The organism is Bradyrhizobium sp. 26S5 (genome assembly GCF_036923295.1).
Lineage (GTDB): Bacteria > Pseudomonadota > Alphaproteobacteria > Rhizobiales > Xanthobacteraceae > Bradyrhizobium > Bradyrhizobium septentrionale.
In genome coordinates, this window is the sequence record NZ_CP145948.1 from 2,132,905 (window position 1) to 2,151,136 (window position 18,232).

At 61.9% G+C, this 18,232-nt stretch carries 12 protein-coding genes and 1 pseudogene; 9 read left to right on the forward strand and 4 right to left on the reverse strand.

What is annotated here, in order from left to right; translation table 11 throughout:
- Window positions 1-38: 38 nt before the first annotated feature.
- The 3 genes from V5279_RS10025 to V5279_RS10035 form a co-directional block, all read right to left on the reverse strand.
- Window positions 39-830, reverse strand: a complete 792-nt coding sequence (locus V5279_RS10025; RefSeq protein ID WP_338696891.1) for a glycosyltransferase family 2 protein — start codon at window positions 828-830, stop codon at window positions 39-41.
- On the reverse strand, window positions 827-2,083 hold the full coding sequence (locus V5279_RS10030; protein ID WP_166303246.1) for an FAD-dependent oxidoreductase: 1,257 nt from the start codon (window positions 2,081-2,083) through the stop codon (window positions 827-829). Before V5279_RS10030 ends, V5279_RS10025 begins: the two co-directional genes overlap by 4 nt.
- A 273-nt stretch (window positions 2,084-2,356) precedes the next feature.
- The gene (locus tag V5279_RS10035; protein WP_338696893.1) at window positions 2,357-3,907 is read right to left on the reverse strand and encodes a glucosamine inositolphosphorylceramide transferase family protein; all 1,551 of its coding nucleotides are present in this window, start codon (window positions 3,905-3,907) and stop codon (window positions 2,357-2,359) included.
- Between the two features lie 214 nt (window positions 3,908-4,121).
- Between V5279_RS10035 and V5279_RS10040 the strand changes: the two genes are divergently transcribed.
- The 8 genes and pseudogenes from V5279_RS10040 (at window position 4,122) to V5279_RS10070 (ending at window position 16,101) form a co-directional block, all read left to right on the forward strand.
- Window positions 4,122-5,255 (forward strand): GNAT family N-acetyltransferase, encoded by a 1,134-nt coding sequence (locus tag V5279_RS10040; protein WP_338696895.1) that lies wholly within the window; start codon window positions 4,122-4,124, stop codon window positions 5,253-5,255.
- 339 nt (window positions 5,256-5,594) lie between these two features.
- Window positions 5,595-6,863, forward strand: a complete 1,269-nt coding sequence (locus V5279_RS10045; protein WP_166303255.1) for a glycoside hydrolase 5 family protein — start codon at window positions 5,595-5,597, stop codon at window positions 6,861-6,863.
- A complete protein-coding gene (locus tag V5279_RS10050; protein ID WP_338696899.1) occupies window positions 6,860-7,864 on the forward strand; it encodes a glycosyltransferase family 2 protein in 1,005 nt (334 codons plus the stop codon). The genes V5279_RS10045 and V5279_RS10050 overlap by 4 nt, the downstream gene beginning before the upstream one ends.
- Before the next feature lie 45 nt (window positions 7,865-7,909).
- Window positions 7,910-8,920, forward strand: coding sequence for a UDP-glucose 4-epimerase GalE (gene galE / locus V5279_RS10055; RefSeq protein WP_338696901.1), 1,011 nt, complete (start codon window positions 7,910-7,912; stop codon window positions 8,918-8,920).
- A gap of 383 nt (window positions 8,921-9,303) precedes the next feature.
- Complete coding sequence (locus V5279_RS10060; RefSeq protein ID WP_338696903.1) at window positions 9,304-11,826, forward strand: glycoside hydrolase family 16 protein; 2,523 nt, start codon at window positions 9,304-9,306, stop codon at window positions 11,824-11,826.
- Window positions 11,827-11,989: 163 nt separating this feature from the next.
- A pseudogene (locus V5279_RS47065) lies at window positions 11,990-12,310 on the forward strand (cysteine peptidase family C39 domain-containing protein); the annotation flags it as partial.
- Between the two features lie 201 nt (window positions 12,311-12,511).
- The gene (locus V5279_RS10065; protein WP_414645751.1) at window positions 12,512-14,674 is read left to right on the forward strand and encodes a type I secretion system permease/ATPase; all 2,163 of its coding nucleotides are present in this window, start codon (window positions 12,512-12,514) and stop codon (window positions 14,672-14,674) included.
- Complete coding sequence (locus V5279_RS10070) at window positions 14,671-16,101, forward strand: HlyD family type I secretion periplasmic adaptor subunit (protein ID WP_338696908.1); 1,431 nt, start codon at window positions 14,671-14,673, stop codon at window positions 16,099-16,101. The genes V5279_RS10065 and V5279_RS10070 overlap by 4 nt, the downstream gene beginning before the upstream one ends.
- Before the next feature lie 131 nt (window positions 16,102-16,232).
- Here the strand turns inward: V5279_RS10070 and V5279_RS10075 are convergent, their stop codons facing one another.
- Window positions 16,233-17,150: a response regulator transcription factor gene (locus tag V5279_RS10075; RefSeq protein WP_338696910.1), complete on the reverse strand. Its 918-nt coding sequence runs from the start codon at window positions 17,148-17,150 to the stop codon at window positions 16,233-16,235.
- A 419-nt stretch (window positions 17,151-17,569) separates the two neighbouring features.
- Here V5279_RS10075 and V5279_RS10080 point away from each other — a divergent pair, with 419 nt between their 5' ends.
- Window positions 17,570-18,202 (forward strand): response regulator transcription factor, encoded by a 633-nt coding sequence (locus V5279_RS10080; RefSeq protein ID WP_338696912.1) that lies wholly within the window; start codon window positions 17,570-17,572, stop codon window positions 18,200-18,202.
- Window positions 18,203-18,232: the final 30 nt, after the last annotated feature.

The window sequence follows — 18,232 nt, forward strand, 5'->3', positions numbered from 1 at the left end:
CTCGCCATCATCGTGCACTTGCGTTCCGCCTGCGCCGCCTATGGATAACCATAGGCAACGAGAGAGGCCGGAGAACGCACCCGCTCGCGCAGGATCGTCTTGAGGACGCGCCAGCCGTCCGGAATGGCGCGCAGATTGCTCAGGCCGCTGATGCGTGGAGCCTCGAAGCTCGGGACTTCAACGATGTTCAGCTGGTTCTTCAAGGCCCGTACGTTGATGAGGGTCTCGATCTCGAACCCGTCGCAGTCGCAGTTGAGCGTGGGGACGTGCTTGGTCCAGAATGCCATATATCCGTAGCAGAGGTCGGAGAACGAGCCGCCGTAGAGCAGCCGCACCATCAGGGTGAGCCCCCAATTGCCGAGCATCCGGAACAACGACATGTCGTCGGTCCCTGCGCCCTGGAGAAAGCGCGAGCCCTTGACCATATCCGCGCCCGCGATCAGCGCGCCGACGAAGACGATGGCTTCCTCCGGCACCATCGACCCGTCGGCATCGATCATGACGATGATATCACCGGTGGCGGCGCGGAATCCGGCCTGCAGGGCGGCGCCCTTGCCGCGCCGTGGCTCCATCACAACCTTCACGTCCTCGCGCAGGCTGCGCGCCACCGCAACCGTGTCGTCGGTCGAACGTCCGTCGACGATGATCACTTCGTGTGCCCATGCCGGGATACGCGGCAGCAGCCAAGGCAGGTTCTTGGCCTCATTGAGTGTCGGGACCACGAAGCTCACCCGCGGCATCGCCAGCGAGTGTGCCAGCGCGAGATTGACCGGGTCAGGCACCCATACGGTACTGACGTAGGAGAGATTGTTGGGGACAGGAGCGTTCATGGCAGCACCGTACGATCAAATGGCCGGACCTGCACCGCAGGCCGCGACCGGACAAGGATACTTGATAGGTGTTGGGCAAGAGTCCGCGCAGGATGATAGGTCCCGTATACGAAGCGACACACCGGGCCGAAGCTGTTTGCTGCGGCGGGACCGATAAAATGCAAGCCTGGCACCGACGTCTCGTAATGCGACGAAAGCTGCGGCGCACCCTCTTCAAGACGGATGTTGCGAAGCAGCGCCTGGTTCACAAAGCCGAGCCGGCTGACATCGATCTTGTACCCGGTCGCGAAGATCACATGATCGGCCTGCAGCGATTGCTTGGCATGGCCAGCGTCGACCAGATTGAGCACGGCCTTGCCGTTGCGGGTCTCGGTGCTCTGGAGGGAAGTGGCGAGTAGCGTCGGCACCTTTCCGACAACGCGGTCCCTCACGAAGGCGCCGCCCAGCGGGCCAAGCGCCTCGTGGTTGGCGATCTTGATACGCCGCTCTTTCGACAGCAGCCGGATGAGCTGAGGATACTTTGCGTAGGCCCCCAGTGTCCAACCCGGGCCGATGCCGCTCAACGGCGCCATCGCACGCTCGATGGAAGAGCGGTTATGGGGACGGTTGGCGAAACGCAGTTGCTGTGCGCGCGCGACGAGCGCAACTGAAATCCCTCGTTCATGGAGCAGCGCGGCGAGGTCTGTCGCGGACGATCCGGATCCGACCACGACGACTTCCTTGCCGTCCAATGCTTCGAGCGAACCGTACTTGCCGCTGTGCGAGCACAACTCGGCAGGCAAATGCGCGGCGTCCTGCGGCAGGTGCTCGAAGGGCTGCAGGCCGACTGCCACCACGATGCGCCGCGCGTTGATCGTCTCGCCGTCGTCAAAACTGGCGCGAAGGCCGCCATCGGCGGTCTCCAACGCGGTGAGGACCTTGCTTTCCACGGCGGGCACGTACCGCATCCGGAACGCCTCGCCGTACTCGATGAATCGGTCGAGCGTCAGCGGCGTCAGCACGTCATGATACGGCATGGCGCGTTCGGTGCAGAACGATTTCACCGTGAATTCCGATCCGGGATCGGAGAGACTTGTTGCCCAAGGATATGATTTCAGCAGCATGCCGCGTGGCATGTTGTGCTTCCAGGGCCCCATGGGTTCACCGAAAATCCGGTGCTCCACACCGCGTGCGCGCAGATGCGCAGCCAGCGACAAGCCGTAGGGGCCGGCGCCTATGACGGCCACATCTACGGATGTGCTTAATCGGCCCATATGTGCACCTCCCGCACTAAATAAAAACAGAAGTTGAAATGAAAAAGAGATCGGGAGATTACCAACGCTGAAGTCTCTCCTTGCGGCCCTCTTCCGGCTACCCTCGACGCCAAGGATCGCTGATGCCGCTTCACAGTGGAAGCACGATAGGTGGTTAGCTCTTTGTAGTTATCCGTTCAGATCGCTTCCGATGCCGACGAAATAGTCCTGCATCAGCAACCACTTCGCCGGTGATGATTTCTATCGTGCGGGAGAGCAACCGCCCGTCCTTCTTCAAGCGACATCAGCCGGAATTGAAGACAGGACGGATTGTCGGTTCACCGCGGCCGACACCTCAGGTGACAGCGGCTCGTAGGAGGCCGTGACCTCTCGCAATCGCCTGACGCGACCGAACATGTCGATCACCTCGAGGCCAGACCCGCGATTGTAGGTGTGGCAGCCGAAGCTTGCCGCTCGGATGACCCCAACCGGGGTTTGAGCAAATTCCGACGGTCCGAGCGCATCGATCCGGCATAGCGTTATCGCATCGCCATAACCGCGGGAGCAGTTCTGGACCGGGCGCAGGATTTGCCCGCCGTGCTCGATGAAGGCGCCGGCAGGACGGCTGAGCGAGGCGTCGATCAGGATTGGGTTTGCGGCATGAGGTACCCAGGTCCCGGTCAGGCCCTCCGCGTGGTAGACCTCGAGCACGTCCCATGCCGAGGATCTCCACCGTCTCGGGGTGACAAAGAACCACGAGCGGCCGTTGCGAAACAGCGGCGTGCAGTCGTAGGCCTCGACGCGGTCGATCGGGCACGCTTCCCGGGTCCACCGGTAGGGGAATTCGATGGCCCGATAGAGGCAGACATTGCTCGCTTCCCCGGATTCCGGGATCATCCAGATCTGTCCGTCCCGCTCGAACACGAACGGATAGGAGAGATGGTGCGGCTCCTCCAGGACGATCCGCGGCGCGCTGGTAGTGCCGTCGGGGGTCACTCTCGCGACCGCGATGCATCCCCGCTTTTTCCGGTAGGAGTACTGCTCGACAAAGATGAAATCCTGCCCGTGGTGGCTGAACGGAAACGGGTCGGCAAGATAGCTGTCGGCATCCGCAGCGAGCACCTTGAAGACGGCTTTGCCCTTGTCGAGCAGGCTTGTCCCTTCGTTGCGGCGCCAGCCGACGGCCCACATCTTTCCGCCTTTTGCAATGATATTCAGGAGACGAATAGCCTTCGATGCCACCGTGCGACTCGCCCAAATGAGGGCCGCAGCGCTGCCTGGAGGGCTGGTCATCCGTGGACGGGCGGCATCGGATGCAGCTGCCCGCTTGTCCCCGCGTACCGCCTTGAGGATCAGAAGGATAGCGCATGAGAGGGTGCCATCAAGGCTCACCGCGAACACGTCGCGGTCTGCGCTGGCGGGGCGCGCCGTCCACGGACCCCAGGGGCAAGTCGTATCGTGCAGCTCGACGAGCAGGTCCTCACCATTCGTCAGCGCTGCCATCACTCCGATTTCGCCGGGGACGCCGTTGAAGAGTGGTGTCAGCACGCGCCGTGCGCGCGTGACGGGTGTCTCGCCGCTGAGATTGATCACGACATCCGGCGTGGTGGTCGGGGGCGGCAGCGCTCGGAGTGCGGCCGGGATGGAATCGGTGGCACAATCTCCGCGAACGCCGTAGACGAGCCGCTCCAGCTCGAGCAGCCAGCGGCAAATCTGCGGCATCGGGTGGCGATCGGAGCCGAAGGTGCACGAGACCTCGTTGCGAGGATTCTTGGCAAGCGCCTCCGCGAGCCACAGATGCCAGCGCAGCAGCCGCGACGGATCAAGATGCAGGCAAACGCGCATTCACTCCCCGAGCCCGTTCGGTTTCTTCGCCCGCCGTGACCGCGTGCCTTGCCGATGAGGAAAGGCAGCACCTTTTTCGGTCTGACGGCACACGGTCACGCCAGGGCGATCGGCTGCAAAACTATGGCCCAAACAGCGCTGGGATGCGTGATGTCAGACGGGGTAATCCCTCGGGGAGGTTGCGCTCGGCCGGCCGGGAAGGTCATTTGGACGCATGAATGTCGGCTGGCAACGGGCCAAGAATGGATTGATTGCAGCGTACCGCTGCTCGCCGAGCGCAGAACTCTGCGAACCGTGGAACGATCTCGTTGCGCGCGTCGACGGCAATGCGTTCATGCATCCTGCGGCGCTGCTTGCCACTGCCGAGACCGGCTTTGCCGAGATCCACGTCCTGATCGCGTGGGACGAGGGGGTGGAGCCTCGCTGTCCGGTTGGCTTCTGGGCCTTGTGCGAAAGGCGCAATTTGCCGACCACGCCCGCTTTTTTGGAAGCGATCCCGATTTACGCGTCCACCTCGAATGCCGTGATCGACCGTGCTCGCGCTGACGAGGTGATGGCAGCGTTTTTTGACGTGATCAGGCACGACCTCCGCCTGCCCAAGATCATCCGATTGCGGTCGTTCGAAGCTGACCCCGTTGTCTACCCGGCGATGCTCCGGCAGCTCGAGGGCGTGGGCCGGTACCGCGAGCTTGTGCGCGTCGAACGCCCGTTTGCCGATCGGTGCTCAGGGACCAAGAAATCGGGATCGACCCGCAAGAAGCTGCGTCAGGACTGGAATCGGCTCTCCGCGACAGGAAAGGCGGAGATTGTGAACGGCCGGACACCGGCCGAAACGGAAGCCGCGTTCGAGGTCTTTCTCGCGCTCGAGGCGGCGAGCTGGAAGGGTGAGGAGGGTACAGCGCTGCTGTGCGACGCCGGCGACGCACAATTTGCCCGGCAGCTGATCCGAAACCTCGCCGCGCACAACCTGGCCTCGGTCGCCCTGCTGCGCGTCGATGACGTTGCGATCGCTGGCCAAGTCCTGATCTACAGCGGCCGCCAGGCCTATACGTGGAAGACCGCATTCGATGCGTCCTTCGCGCGCTTTTCCCCAGGGGCTCTGCTGATCAGCAGGATTACGGACGAGCTGCTTGAATCCGGTCAGATCGCCGCGATCGACTCGTGTTCGTTGGCGGATGGAATCATGTCGCAGCTGTGGACCGGCCGACGCACCATGGTCGATGCCCTGATCGATGTTCATATGCGCAGCTCGCAGGCGTTCGCGATGGAAGTGGCGCAGCACGAGGGCCGTCTGCAATTTGGCGGCGAGCGTAGCCGAATGTGGCACACGATCCAGCATTCCGGGTAAGGCGCGCGCAGAGCGCGTCACAGTTTCCGAACCTGGTCACATGCTGGCCGCATCACTGTCATGTGCTTGCCTTGTGACAAGGCGACCCCGCGGGCGCTGCGCCGATCCTTCAGACACACACTGATTTCCGTCTAAGGTCATGCCGATCCGCAAAACGGCGGCGATTTGCCGCGCCGATGAAGACGCGCAGCCTGCGCTGGACACTTCAGCCAATGCCTTCCTCGCCAGCCGGCTAATCACCTTCACTTGATCGGAAGTCGGCCCTTCGGAGCGCGGCGCCGAAGGGAGTAACCCTTCGGGGAAGTTGCGCTCGGCCGCCTGCAATAGTCACGTGGAGGAATGATTGTTGGCTGGAAATGGGCGGGAGACAGGCTGCGCAACACCGGACTGCGCGTACTGGTGTGTGCGCTGCTATCTGCCCCAACCATCGCCAGCGCAGCGGATGGTCAAGCGGCAGACGGTCCGCCGGCAACACCCTTCGTCAAAGCTCAGGGAACGCGCTTTACGCTTGACGGCAGACAGTTCTTTGTGACTGGCGTGAACAACCATTATCTCACCTTCGGTTCGGAGAACGAAGTCACTCGCGTTCTCGACGACGCGGTGGCGATGGGCGCCAACGTGGTTCGCACCTTTCTTCAGCCGGTCATCGGATCGCTTGACGGCAGCATGGCGACCGTCTGGCAGTGGAAGATGCAGGCCGACGCGAGCGATCTCGGCGTCAAGGGGACGTACCTGCTCTACTGGGACGATCGCGAAGGCGGGATGGCCATCAATGATGGCGCGAACGGAATGCAGAAGATTGATTTCCTGGTCGCCGAAGCCAGCAAGCGACACCTGAGACTGATCATCGCCTTCCTCGACTTCTGGGACTATACGGGCGGCGCTCAGCAGATGCGGGCCTGGTACGGGAGCCAGGACAAGTCCGGCTTCTTCTTTCGCGACCGGCGCACCCGGCGCGATTACATGACCTGGGTTCGCCACGTCGTGGAGCGCGTCAACTCCTTCACCGGGATCACCTACCGCGACGATCCGAACATCATGGCCTGGGAGTTGATGAACGAAGGCAATGCGAATCCGGAGAGCCTGCGATTGGCCTGGACCAGAGAGATGTCTGCCTACGTCAAGTTCCTCGATCCCAATCATCTCGTCAGTTCAGGAAATGCCGGAAATATCAGCGCCTCCGACAAGCTGTCCGACCTGACGATTCCCACCCTCGATTACGGGACCTGGCACGGTTACCCGCTCTTTTTCAACCAGACGGTTCAGCAGTTCGGCGACACCATCACCGAGTTTTGCCAGTTGGGTGTTCGCGCCAACAAGCCCGTTTTGCTCGAGGAGTTCGGCTACGCCCGCTCCAATCCGGACGCTGCCGCTGCCTACGCCATGTGGCTCGACAAGCTTGGCCGCGACCCCGATTGCGCGGGGTGGCTGGTGTGGCGGCTGGTGTCGCGTCAGGACAGCGGGCGCTTTCCCGTCGACGAGCATGATCAGTTTGATATCCGCAATGACGGAAGCGCGATCTGGAATGCCTTCAAAGCGGCGACAGCGCGGGCGACGCGGTCCCAGGAAACGAACCGGGCCCCGGACAACGGACGGAAGCTGCCATGATCGACGCATCTGTGGTGATTTGCGCGCACACGCTCGACCGCTGGGGCGAGCTGCAACGCGCCGTCGCGTCAGTCCGCGCCCAAACCCGCGCGCCCCGGGAAATCATCGTGGTGATAGACAACAACGAAGCCCTGCGAGCGCGGGCCGCGCAGGAATTCGCCGGCGTCACCGTTCTCGCGAATGCCGGGAAACCCGGCTTGTCGGGTGGCCGCATGACAGGAACGGAGCACGCCACGGCGTCGGTTATCTGTTTCCTGGATGACGATGCCGCTGCCGACCCGTGCTGGCTTGAGGATCTGCTGGAGGCCTATCGGGATCCGGCGGTGTTGGGAGCGGGTGGACCGGTGGTGCCAATGTGGCAGGCGCCGCCGCCGTCCTGGTTTCCTGCCGAATTCGCTTGGGTCGTCGGCTGCACCTATGCCGGCATGGATGTGCAGGACGGCCGCATTCGCAACCCGATCGGCGCCAACATGTCAGTGCGCGCCGATGTGTTGCGCCGCGCCGGTGGCTTCGCCTCGGAGCTCGGCCGCCGCAAGCTCGGATTTTCCGTCAGCGGTCGCGCGCGGATCGGCGGCAAGGCCGAGAGCTGCGAAGAGACCGAACTCTGCATCCGCGCCTCTCGTCTATTTCCCGGCGGCTACTTTGCCTATCGCCAGCGAGCGCGGGTGCACCATGTCGTGCCGGCGCAGCGGGCGACGTGGGCGTATTTCGTCAATCGCTGCTTGATCGAGGGCACCGCCAAGGCGGTCTTGAGGAATCTCGCGGGCTCCGGCGACGGACTCAAGACCGAACAGCGCTATGTTCGCGAAGTCTTGCCGCGCGCCGTGGCGAGCGAGCTCAAGGCCGCGATGCTTGGCAAATTCAGCTCCGCCCGGCGGGCCGGGGCGATTGTAGCGGGCTTTTGCCTGACCGCCTTTGCCTACACCACGACGCGTCTCGGCGGAATGGTCGAAGATTTCTCGCAGAATCTGTCGTCGCGGGCCCAGATCTGGCGGTCCTAGAGCGGCGTTGCACGGAAGGCCTGTTGGACGGACACGGTGATCGACATGATCTTGTTGACGGGAGGCGCTGGCTATATCGGGTCCCATGTCTGCATCGCATTGCTGGACGCGGGGTTCGATGTCGTGGCGATCGACAATCTCTGCAACAGCAACCGGGCCTCTCTCGACCGGGTCGAAGCGATCTGCGGGCGAGCGCCTGTTTTCCGACACGTCGACATCCGGGATGAGGAGGCCGTCTTTGAGGTGCTTCGTGCATGTGGCGTGACCGCGGTCATCCACCTTGCGGGGCTGAAGGCCGTTGGCGAGTCCAGCGCTGATCCCATGACCTATTACGACAACAATGTCGTGGGGACGATGCGGCTGGTGTCGGCAATGAAACGGGCGAAGGTCAAGACGCTTGTCTTCAGCTCGTCCGCCACCGTTTACGGCATGCCAACCTATCTGCCGCTTGACGAGAGGCATCCGCTCGCGCCGACCAACCCATACGGTCGTACCAAGCTGATCGTCGAGGAAATGCTGAAGGATCTTTATCGCGCCGAGGACGATTGGCGCATCGGCATCCTGCGCTATTTCAATCCGGCCGGCGCGCACGAGAGCGGGCTTGTCGGAGAAGACCCGATCGGCGTTCCGAACAATCTGGTGCCGCTCGTGGCGCAGGTGGCGATTGGAAGGCGTGCGAAGCTGCGGATCTGGGGCAACGACTACGACACTCCGGATGGCACCGGTATCCGGGATTTCATTCATGTCGTCGACCTTGCTGCCGGCCATCTCAGTGTCTTGCGCCACCTCGAGCAGCCCGGCGTGTTCACGGTCAATCTGGGAACGGGAAGCGGCAGCAGCGTCCTGGAGGTCGTTCGCGCTTTCGAGGCCGCGAGCGGCAGGTCAATTCCGTACGAGATCGCAGATCGCCGCACCGGCGATGTCGCGATCTGCTGTGCCGATCCGAGCTTTGCGAAACGAACGCTGGATTGGAAATCGGCGCGGTCGCTGGCGCAGATGTGCGCCGATCATTGGCACTGGCAGCTGAAGAATCCCGACGGTTACCGCCACATCTAGCACGTGAGTGGTCCACACACGCCTGCGTGATCGCGACGTCTTGGCGGATGGCACCCTTGCCACTTTGTCAACGCGGCCTCCACGTAACGGCTTTTTCGCATAGCCGCCGCAGAGAATTAAATCCTAGCCAATGTTAAAATTGAGCGCCAACGCACCGTCCGAATGGGGCGCGCTGCGGCAAAAAACGCCTGTGAGAAGATCATTTTGAAACGATTTTTCGCCATACTTGATCTTTAGCCAACCGACCTAGCAGTCGAAGGGGCGTACTACCGAATCGCTACTGGACTGAAATCTGCCCGCGGCGCCATGCGCTGCGAGCATGCGGTACGTCGCGCGGTTCGCGACGGTGGAATTCTTAGTTCAATCCTTGGAAGGAACATGGAATGGCCCTTGCCGCACCAGCAGGCTTTACGTCAAGCAATCTCGTCTATCAGGACAGCTTTTCCAGTTCGCTAGACAGCGACTGGCACACCTACATCACGAGTCGCGCCGCCAACGGTTGGGCGTGGAACAGCTATGGATCGGGTGGAAGCGGGCCGGGCGGCGCGTACGATGCCGATTACGACATGCCGAGCCAGGTGACCGTGAGCAACGGTCTGCTGAATCTCACGGCGGCCAAGCAGACCGTCACCGGCATGAATCAGGGCTCGGTGCAGTCATTTCCGATTACGTCGGGCGCCGTCAGCAGCTACGGCAACTTCGAGTTTAACGGCGGTTACCTTCAGATCAGCATGAAGGCGCCGAGCGGCAATGGTGCATGGCCAGGGCTTTGGCTGATGCCCGGCGCAGGCTCGAACAGCGGCGACAATTTCGAGATCGATATCCAGGAGGGGGGATATACCGGCTCGGGACCGGCAAACCAGGCCTTCTCCTGGCATCTTCACTCGCCGTCAGGGACGGTCGGCGGTGTTGTCGACACCGGCGTCGATCTCACGGCCGGCTTCCATACCTACGGCATCAATTGGGTGCCCGGCCAATCGATCACCTGGTACCTCGACGGAAGACAGATCGCGACGGTGACCAGCGCGCAGGCGCAGATTCCGAACCAGCCGATGCAGCTGATCATGAGCAATCAGGTCGCGAATTCAAACGCGGCCGGCTGGCATACTGCACTTGATGGCTCTACCCCCTCGACGATGCAGATGCAGATCGACGAGATCCAGCTCTATCGATTGCCCGGCAGCGCCGGCTCCGTCACCGGAGCGAACGTCAGTTCGACGAGCCCCCCGCCACCGACCCAGCCGACCACGCCAGCGGTTACGCCGACGGTGACGTCGGTTGCTGCTTCACCGGGGACGGGTATCGAGCATGTTGGCGATTCCGTTACATTGACGCTCGCCTTCAACGAGGCCGTGAACGTGGTTGGCAAGCCGACGCTGACGCTCAATGACGGAAGCACCGCTACCTATGTCAGCGGTTCGGGGACCAGCGCGCTCACCTTCCGAACGACCGTTGCGTCGACCAATACAGCGACGTCGGCCCTTGCCGTCACCGGGGTCAGCCTTGCGGGCGGTGCGAGCATCCGTGATGCCAGCGGCGTCGCCGCGAATCTTGCCGGTGCGGTGAAGACGTTCGCCGGTCTCCAGATCGATCCGACGAGCCCCACGCTACCGTCTCAGCCGACCACGCCAGCGGTTACGCCGGCGGTGACGCAGGTTGTCGCCTCGCCGGGGACGGGGGTCGAGCATGTTGGCGATTCCGTTACATTGTCGCTCGCCTTCAACGAGGCCGTGAACGTGGTTGGCAAGCCGACGCTGACGCTCAATGACGGAAGCACCGCTACCTATGTCGGCGGTTCGGGGACCAGCACGCTCACCTTCCGAACGACGGTTGCGTCGACCAATACAGCGACGTCGGCCCTTGCCGTCACCGGGGTCAGCCTTGCGGGCGGTGCGAGCATCCGTGACGCCAGCGGCGTCGCCGCGAATCTTGCCGGTGCGGTGAAGACGTTCGCCGGTCTCCAGATCGATCCGACGAGCCCCACGCTACCGTCTCAGCCGACCACGCCAGCGGTTACGCCGACGGTGACGCAGGTTGTCGCCTCGCCGGGGACGGGGGTCGAGCATGTTGGCGATGCCGTGACATTTACGCTCGGGTTCAACGAGGCCGTGAATGTGGCCGGCAAACCGACGCTGTCGCTCAATGATGGCAGCACCGCTACCTATGTCAGCGGTTCGGGGACCAGCGCGCTCACCTTCCGAACGACCGTTGCGTCGACCGATCTTCAGACGTCCGCCCTTGCCATCACCGGGGTCAACCTGCCCAGCGGTGCGAGCATCAGCGACGCCGGCGGTGCCGCGGCGAATCTTGCCGGCGCAGTGAAGACGTTCGCCGGTCTGCAGATCTCTCCGAGCGTCACGGCGCCGTCAACGCCGACGTCGTCCGTCGCGCCGGTGCTCATGATCGCGGATACCTCGCTGTCGGTGGACGGAAGAGGCGGGACCGTCGACCTGGGTGTCAAGGTGGCGACCACCGACCCGAATGATGCTGTGACCGTGACCATCAAGGGGTTGCCGAGGTACGAGACCATCACCGACAACCTCGATGGCCGCACCTACAAGGGCGGGAGAGACATCACGCTGACCGCCGCGCAGGTCGAAAGTGGATTGACGCTGCAGTCGAACTACCGGGGCAGCGACCATCCGGTTGCTACGCTCTCGATCACGGCGACTGCAACGGACCCGTCGACCGGCTCCGTCACGAGGTCTGCGTCGCAGAGCATCACGGTGACGGACCCGCCGCCAGCGTCTTCCACCATGAGCGCATCGGCGAATCTGAACTTTGCGGTGCTGAGCCAGTATCTGGCAACCCATCACGGCAGCAGTGGTGTGGGGCAGCTCCTCACGGCCGTTGCGCAGGGAGGGAGCTGGAACGAACAATCGTATCTGAGCAAGCCGCAGCATTGATGCTGCGGCCTATCCGGCAGCGTTTCCGCGCCGTCGATCGGCGGCGCGGAAACGAGATTTGACCGGTTCGGCAGTTGCGTTCGATACTGCCTCGTTTTTTGCGAATGCATAATAAGGAATTGTTGAAGCCGGTCGCGTGACCGCAGAACAATCGAGTTGATAAATGGCGATCCAGAATGGAAATGCCGATGCCGCAGACCTTGGGCTCCGGGCCCTGGTTCTGTTCTTGCGACTTCATGGTGTGAGCACTGACTTCGACAAGATCCGTGATCTTTGCGGAGGCCGGGCGATCGATATCCGCGCAATGCTCCGCTGCGCCGGCGAATTTGATCTCAAGGCCTGCTCGTGGACGACGGATTGGACGCGGCTTGCCAATATCCGGTTGCCCGGAATCGCGGCGCTGCGGGATGGTGGATTTCTGCTGCTCGGCAAAGTCGACGGCAACGAAGCGCTTGTGCTGCATCCGTCGTCGTCGCATCCGCGGCGCGTCACGCGCGCCGAATTCGAGGAAATCTGGGACGGCCGTCTGATCTCGGCCGATTCGCGTCCGGTCGCGCACCAGGCGCTTGATCTGCTCGCTGGTTTGAGCGCGCGCGGGCGCAATCTGATGCGGCAGCTGGGCGAGAGCCTGCCGCGACTGCGGCAGCTGCGCGAGAGCCTGCTGCGACGCGTCCGCGAGCTTCCAATGTGGTCCGCGCGCCGCGATGTCGCGGTTGAGACCAGCGCAATCGAACCTGACAGCGGCGACGACTCGGGGCCGATGGCTCTGGCGGTCATGCTGCGTTGCCATGGGATCGCGGCCGACCCGGACCAGATTCGACACCGGACCGGTGCGGCCCGCCTCGGCGTCACCGACATCGTCCGCTGCGCCAGGAGTTTCGGGCTGAAGGCCCGGTTGCAGAAAACCAGCTGGAATCGGCTTGCTGTAACGCCGCTCCCGGGGATCGCCGTGTTGCGCGACGGCGGATTCCTGGTTCTCGGCAAGGTCGTCGACGACAAGCTCCTCGTTCAGCGTCCATCGCATCCCCAGCCTCAGATGATGACCCAGGCCGAGCTTGAGGCCGTGTGGAATGGCGACGTCATCTTGATGACGCGGCGCGCGGCGTTGACGGATACCTCCCGGCGCTTTGACATCAGCTGGTTCTTCGGCGCAATCCACAAGTATCGCCGCCTGCTTAGCGAGGTCCTGGTCGCATCGTTCTTCCTCCAGGTCTTCGCGGTCGTCTCGCCGCTGTTCTTCCAGGTGGTCATCGACAAGGTGCTCGTGCATCGCGGCATGAGCACGCTCGACGTGCTGGTCGCAGGCCTTGTCGCGCTCACGGTCTTCGAGACCATCCTCGGGACGCTGCGCGTCTATTTGTTCGCGCACACGACCAATCGTATCGACGTGGAGCTTGGCGCCCGGCTGTTCCATCACTTGATGGCGTTGCCGATTGCATATTTCCAGACCCGCCGTGTCGGCGATTCCGTGGCGCGCGTCCGCGAGCTGGAGAATATCCGTCAGTTCCTGACCAGCTCGGCGCTCACGCTCGTGATCGATCTGCTGTTCACCGTCGTGTTCCTCGCAGTGATGTTCTACTACTCCACGACGCTGACGTTCATCGTATTGGCGTCGTTCCCGTTGTATATTGGCATTTCGGCGGGCGCCGCGCCGCTGTTTCGCCGGCGCCTCGACGAGAAATTCGATCGCGGTTCCGAGAACCAGGCCTTCCTGGTCGAGAGCGTCTCCGGCGTCGAAACGCTGAAGGCCATGGCGGTCGAGCCGCAAATGCAGCGTCGCTGGGAGGAGCAGCTCGCCGCCTATGTAGCCGCGAGCTTTCGCGTGCTGAGCTTGAACAATACGGCGAGCCAGTCGGTCCAGATGATCAACAAGCTGGTCGTGGCGGCAACCCTGTATTTCGGCGCCCGGCTCGTGATCGACGGCGCGCTGACGGTCGGTGAACTCGTCGCATTCAACATGCTGGCGTCACGCGTGAGCATGCCGGTGCTGCGGCTTTCGCAGATCTGGCAGGATTTCCATCAGGCGCGGCTGTCGATCGATCGGCTTGGCGACATCCTCAACACCATTCCCGAGCCGAGCTCCAGTCCCGGCCGCGCTGCGCTGCCGGCGATCCGTGGCCAGGTCTCATTCGAGCACGCCACGTTCCGCTATCGCCTCGACGGTCCCGAGGTGCTGCACAACGTATCCTTCAGTGTCGATCCCGGGCAAGTTATTGGAATTGTTGGGTCTTCCGGTTCGGGTAAAAGCACCATCGCGAAGCTGATCCAGCGCCTCTACGTGCCGGAAAGCGGGCGCGTGCTTATCGACGGCGTCGATCTTGCGATGGTCGATCTCGCCTGGCTTCGGCGTCAGATCGGCGTCGTGCTGCAGGAGAACGTGCTTTTCAATCGCTCCATTCGCGAGAACATCGCGCTCGCTGACCCGGCCATGCCAATGGAGCGTGTCATCGCGGCGGCCTCGCTCGCCGGCGCCCACGATTTCATCCTGGAGCTGTCCGAGGGGTATGACACTGTCGTGGGTGAACGCGGCAGCAGTCTTTCCGGCGGACAGCGGCAGCGCATCGCGATTGCCAGGGCGCTGGTCACCGATCCACGCATCCTCATTTTTGACGAGGCGACCAGTGCGCTGGACTACGAAAGCGAGCGCGCGATCCAGCAGAACATGAAGCGGATTTCTGCCGGTCGGACCGTCTTCGTGATCGCGCATCGGCTTTCCACCGTACGTCACGCAAACCGGATCATCTCGGTCGAACATGGCCGCATCGTCGAGGACGGCAACCATGATGAGTTGATCCGCTCGAATGGACGCTACGCGAGACTGCACCAGCTGCAGGCAGGTATCCAATGACGCTCGCTAGCCGGAACATCATTCCGTTTCCAAAAGCCGAGGTTCGCCGCCGCGAGCAGGAGATAGCGTTTCTTCCGGCGGCCCTTGAGATCACAGAATCGCCGCCGTCACCGATCGGGCGCGCGATTGGGGCGAGCATTATCGCGGCATTTTGCGTCGCGCTGCTATGGGCATCGCTCGGTCACGTCGATATCGTCGCAACGGCGACCGGCAAGATCGTGCCGGGTGGGCGCACCAAGCTCATTCAGCCGTTCGAGTCGGGCGTCGTGCGTGCGATCCATGTGCGAGACGGACAGCGCGTAAAGGCTGGTGATGTCCTGATCGAGTTGGATCCCACGATGACGGGAGCCGATCAGGAGCGTTACCGCAGCGATCTGCTGGCCGCCGAATTGGAAGTTGCGCGGCTTCGCGCGGCGCTCGCGGACGATCCGCTCGCGGCTTTCCAGCCGCCGCGCGGCGCAAGCGCCGCGGATATCGATCTGCATCGTCAGTTTCTGATCAGCCAGCGCGCGGAGCAGCAGGCCAAGCTTGCCGAGATCGAGCGGCAGCAAGGCCAGAAGGACGCCGAACGGTCGACCATTTCTGCGAACGTCGGGAAGATCCAGGCCACGATACCGGTGCTCACCGAGCGGGTCGAAATCCGGAAAACGCTGCTCGACAAGGCGCTCGGCTCCAAGGTTACCTATCTCTCCGAGTATCAGGACCTGGTCGGCCTTCAGCAGGATCTCATCCTGCAGCAGAGCCGGCTGCACGAGTCCGACGCCGCCATTGCCTTGCTGAAGGAAACGAGGGAAAGGTCCGCCGCCGAATATCGGCGTACGACCTATGATGCTCTTGCGAAAGCGGAGCAGAAGGCTGCGGGCGTTGCGCAAGAGGTGGTGAAGGCGGAGCAGCGTACAAAGCTGCAGCAGTTGACGGCGCCGGTCGATGGCGTGGTGCAGCAACTTGCCGTTCACACTGTGGGAGGCGTGGTCGCGCAGGCGCAGGCGCTGGCCGTGGTGGTTCCCAGCGAGAGCCATCTCGAGATCGAAGCCATGCTCTCCAATCGCGATATCGGATTTGTTCATCCGGGACAGCAGGTGGAGATCAAGGTCGATACATTCAATTTCACCCGTTACGGGCTCCTCCACGGCGAAGTCCTCAGCGTATCGTCGGACGCGATCACGCGCGACAGACCGCAGGGCGCGTCGAATGATCGGGCGCAGGGGAGCGTGCAGAGTGGCAGCAGCGAGTCGAGAGGCCAGGAGCTGGAATATGCTGCGCGTGTCTCCCTCGACCGCACGCAGATGCAGGTCGAGGACAAGCAAGTCAAGCTCGGTCCTGGCATGGCGGTGACGGTTGAGATCAAGACGGGTACCCGCAGGATCATCAGCTATCTGCTCTCGCCGTTGGCAAGACACCAGCAGGAATCGTTGCGGGAACGATAAGCAAACCGCCGACGTTTGCGCGAACCGCCGTGTTGGCCGTCGCGCATCGCATCGATCTGTGCGGCATATAGTCGAAGCCCAGCATCCCGCCGAAGGTTACCCGGCGGGATACCGAACTGGACGGGTTTCGGCTATTTACGTAGCCGGATCGCCCCGTCGATTTTTGAGTCCTTGCGGACGTGGCCGTTTGCGAGCGACACGTCAAAATAGTTCGCCGCGTGGTCGATTGCGCCAAGTGGTGCCGGTCGACCCGCCAGCGCGATCTTGGGAAGTTCTCTCTGAGGAGGGAGAGGCCGCTCAGCTCCATCAGCGGCCTGATGCGTGGCCCTGTTGTTGTTCGCCCACGCCGCAGACCGATGGTTCAACCCCCAGATCGCTGCCTGGGTTCTGTTCTGAACCCGGATCTTCCGAAGGATCGCCTTGATGTGAACCTTCACCGTGGCTTCGGCAATGCTGATCTTGCGCGCGATGCACTTGTTGGAATCGCCTTCGATCAGGCACTGCAGAATTGAAATTTCCCGCGGCGAAAGTTGCTGGGCAAGCTTGTCATCCGGCTTTGCGACGACATGATTGGCATCGGCGGGTGCGGGAGCATCGTCCACGTCGCGCTTCTCGGCGTCGAGGGCGGAGGTGAGGAATGCCGGCGGGAATGCCGTCCCGCCCATCATGACGAGCTCGATGGACTTGATGAACGCGTCACAGTTCATCACGTCGATGAAGTATCCGGTGGCACCGGCCCGGAATGCGGCCGCCAGATCGCTCAGTCGATATTGATCTGCGACGACCGCCACGCGTCCGTCGGCGTGACGGCGCTTGAGGGAGTCGATTTGCTCGATTGTCGGGCGAAAATCATCGCCATTGTGAACAATCAGAAACAATGCTGAAGCAACGGGCACCTTCTGAAGCGCGTCATCGCCTAGCAAATCGTTGGCATCGGATATTGAAGTAAGGACTTGAAAATTCTCGGAATTCAGAATTCTGGCAAGACCTTCTTTGCGAAGACTATTTTCACCAACAAGCACAGCAGTAAAAGGATATCGCCGTCTCATGGAAACTCTCCCGGACGCTACAATGATACAGGGGGCGGGTCAGTTGAATCCGGCTCATTCTTCTTGATGGACCGCCCAGCTAAAAAAACGCAACAAAACCACTCTTCAGACTTGGTAGATTTGGACACAAATTTGGGACGAAAAATCCCGAGTCCAGTCTCTCAATATTTAGGAATTTTAAATGCTAATCCCCAATATCCCTATATACCGTTGGTTATAGGCATTTTGGACGCTCGCTTGGGGTTAGTTGGGTCCGCGTTGCAATCAAACGTTGCGCAAATCGCATGTGCTTGGCGCTCGGCCAGTAGATTCACGGGGCGCCGCAACAACAAAAGCTTACTGAAAAGCCTCATATTGGAGTAGCTTCTTAATGAAATGGGCGCGTTGCTGAATTGGAGGGACTGAGGGATTGGACGTAAATGAATTTCAGTCGTGTGGTAATTGCTAGCAGATATCCGGTCGTTTTATTGGGTCTGAATTGTCTGCTCGAAGCAGAGCGTGATTTCAAAGTTGTTGCTCGTTGCAATGATGGAGCGAGCTGTTTCAAGGCAATCCGGAGCCTCGCGCCCGACATCGCCATTTTGGACATGTCGATGCCTGACATCTTTGCGCAGGCCACGCCAGATATCGCAAATTCCGGGACGCCTGGTGTGCGGCTCGTTTTCCTCGCCACCTCTGTTGAGGATCGCGATCTCGCCCTGTTGGCGGCAGCGGGGGCTTACGGCGTCATCCTGAGCGAGGAGGAGCCTGAAACCCTTATTCAGATGTTGCGGCAGGTCGCCGACGGCCAGCGAATGTTGCCGCCGCCCGCGTCCGAGGAAGTCATCTCTCGTGCACCGACGGCGATTCCGGAGAAGTATCTTGCGGTGCTGACGGAGCGCGAGCGTCAGATCATGCGTTTGGTGTCGGAAGGCTTGTCGAACAAGGAGATTGGCCGCCGTCTGAAGGTGGCCGACGGAACCATCAAGGTTCATCTCCACCACATCTTCCGCAAACTCGAGATCAGCAACAGGACCGTTCTTGCCACGCTCGCGATCTCATCCTCTACCTGACGGACGAGATACCGGCTGATCTTGGGAAGA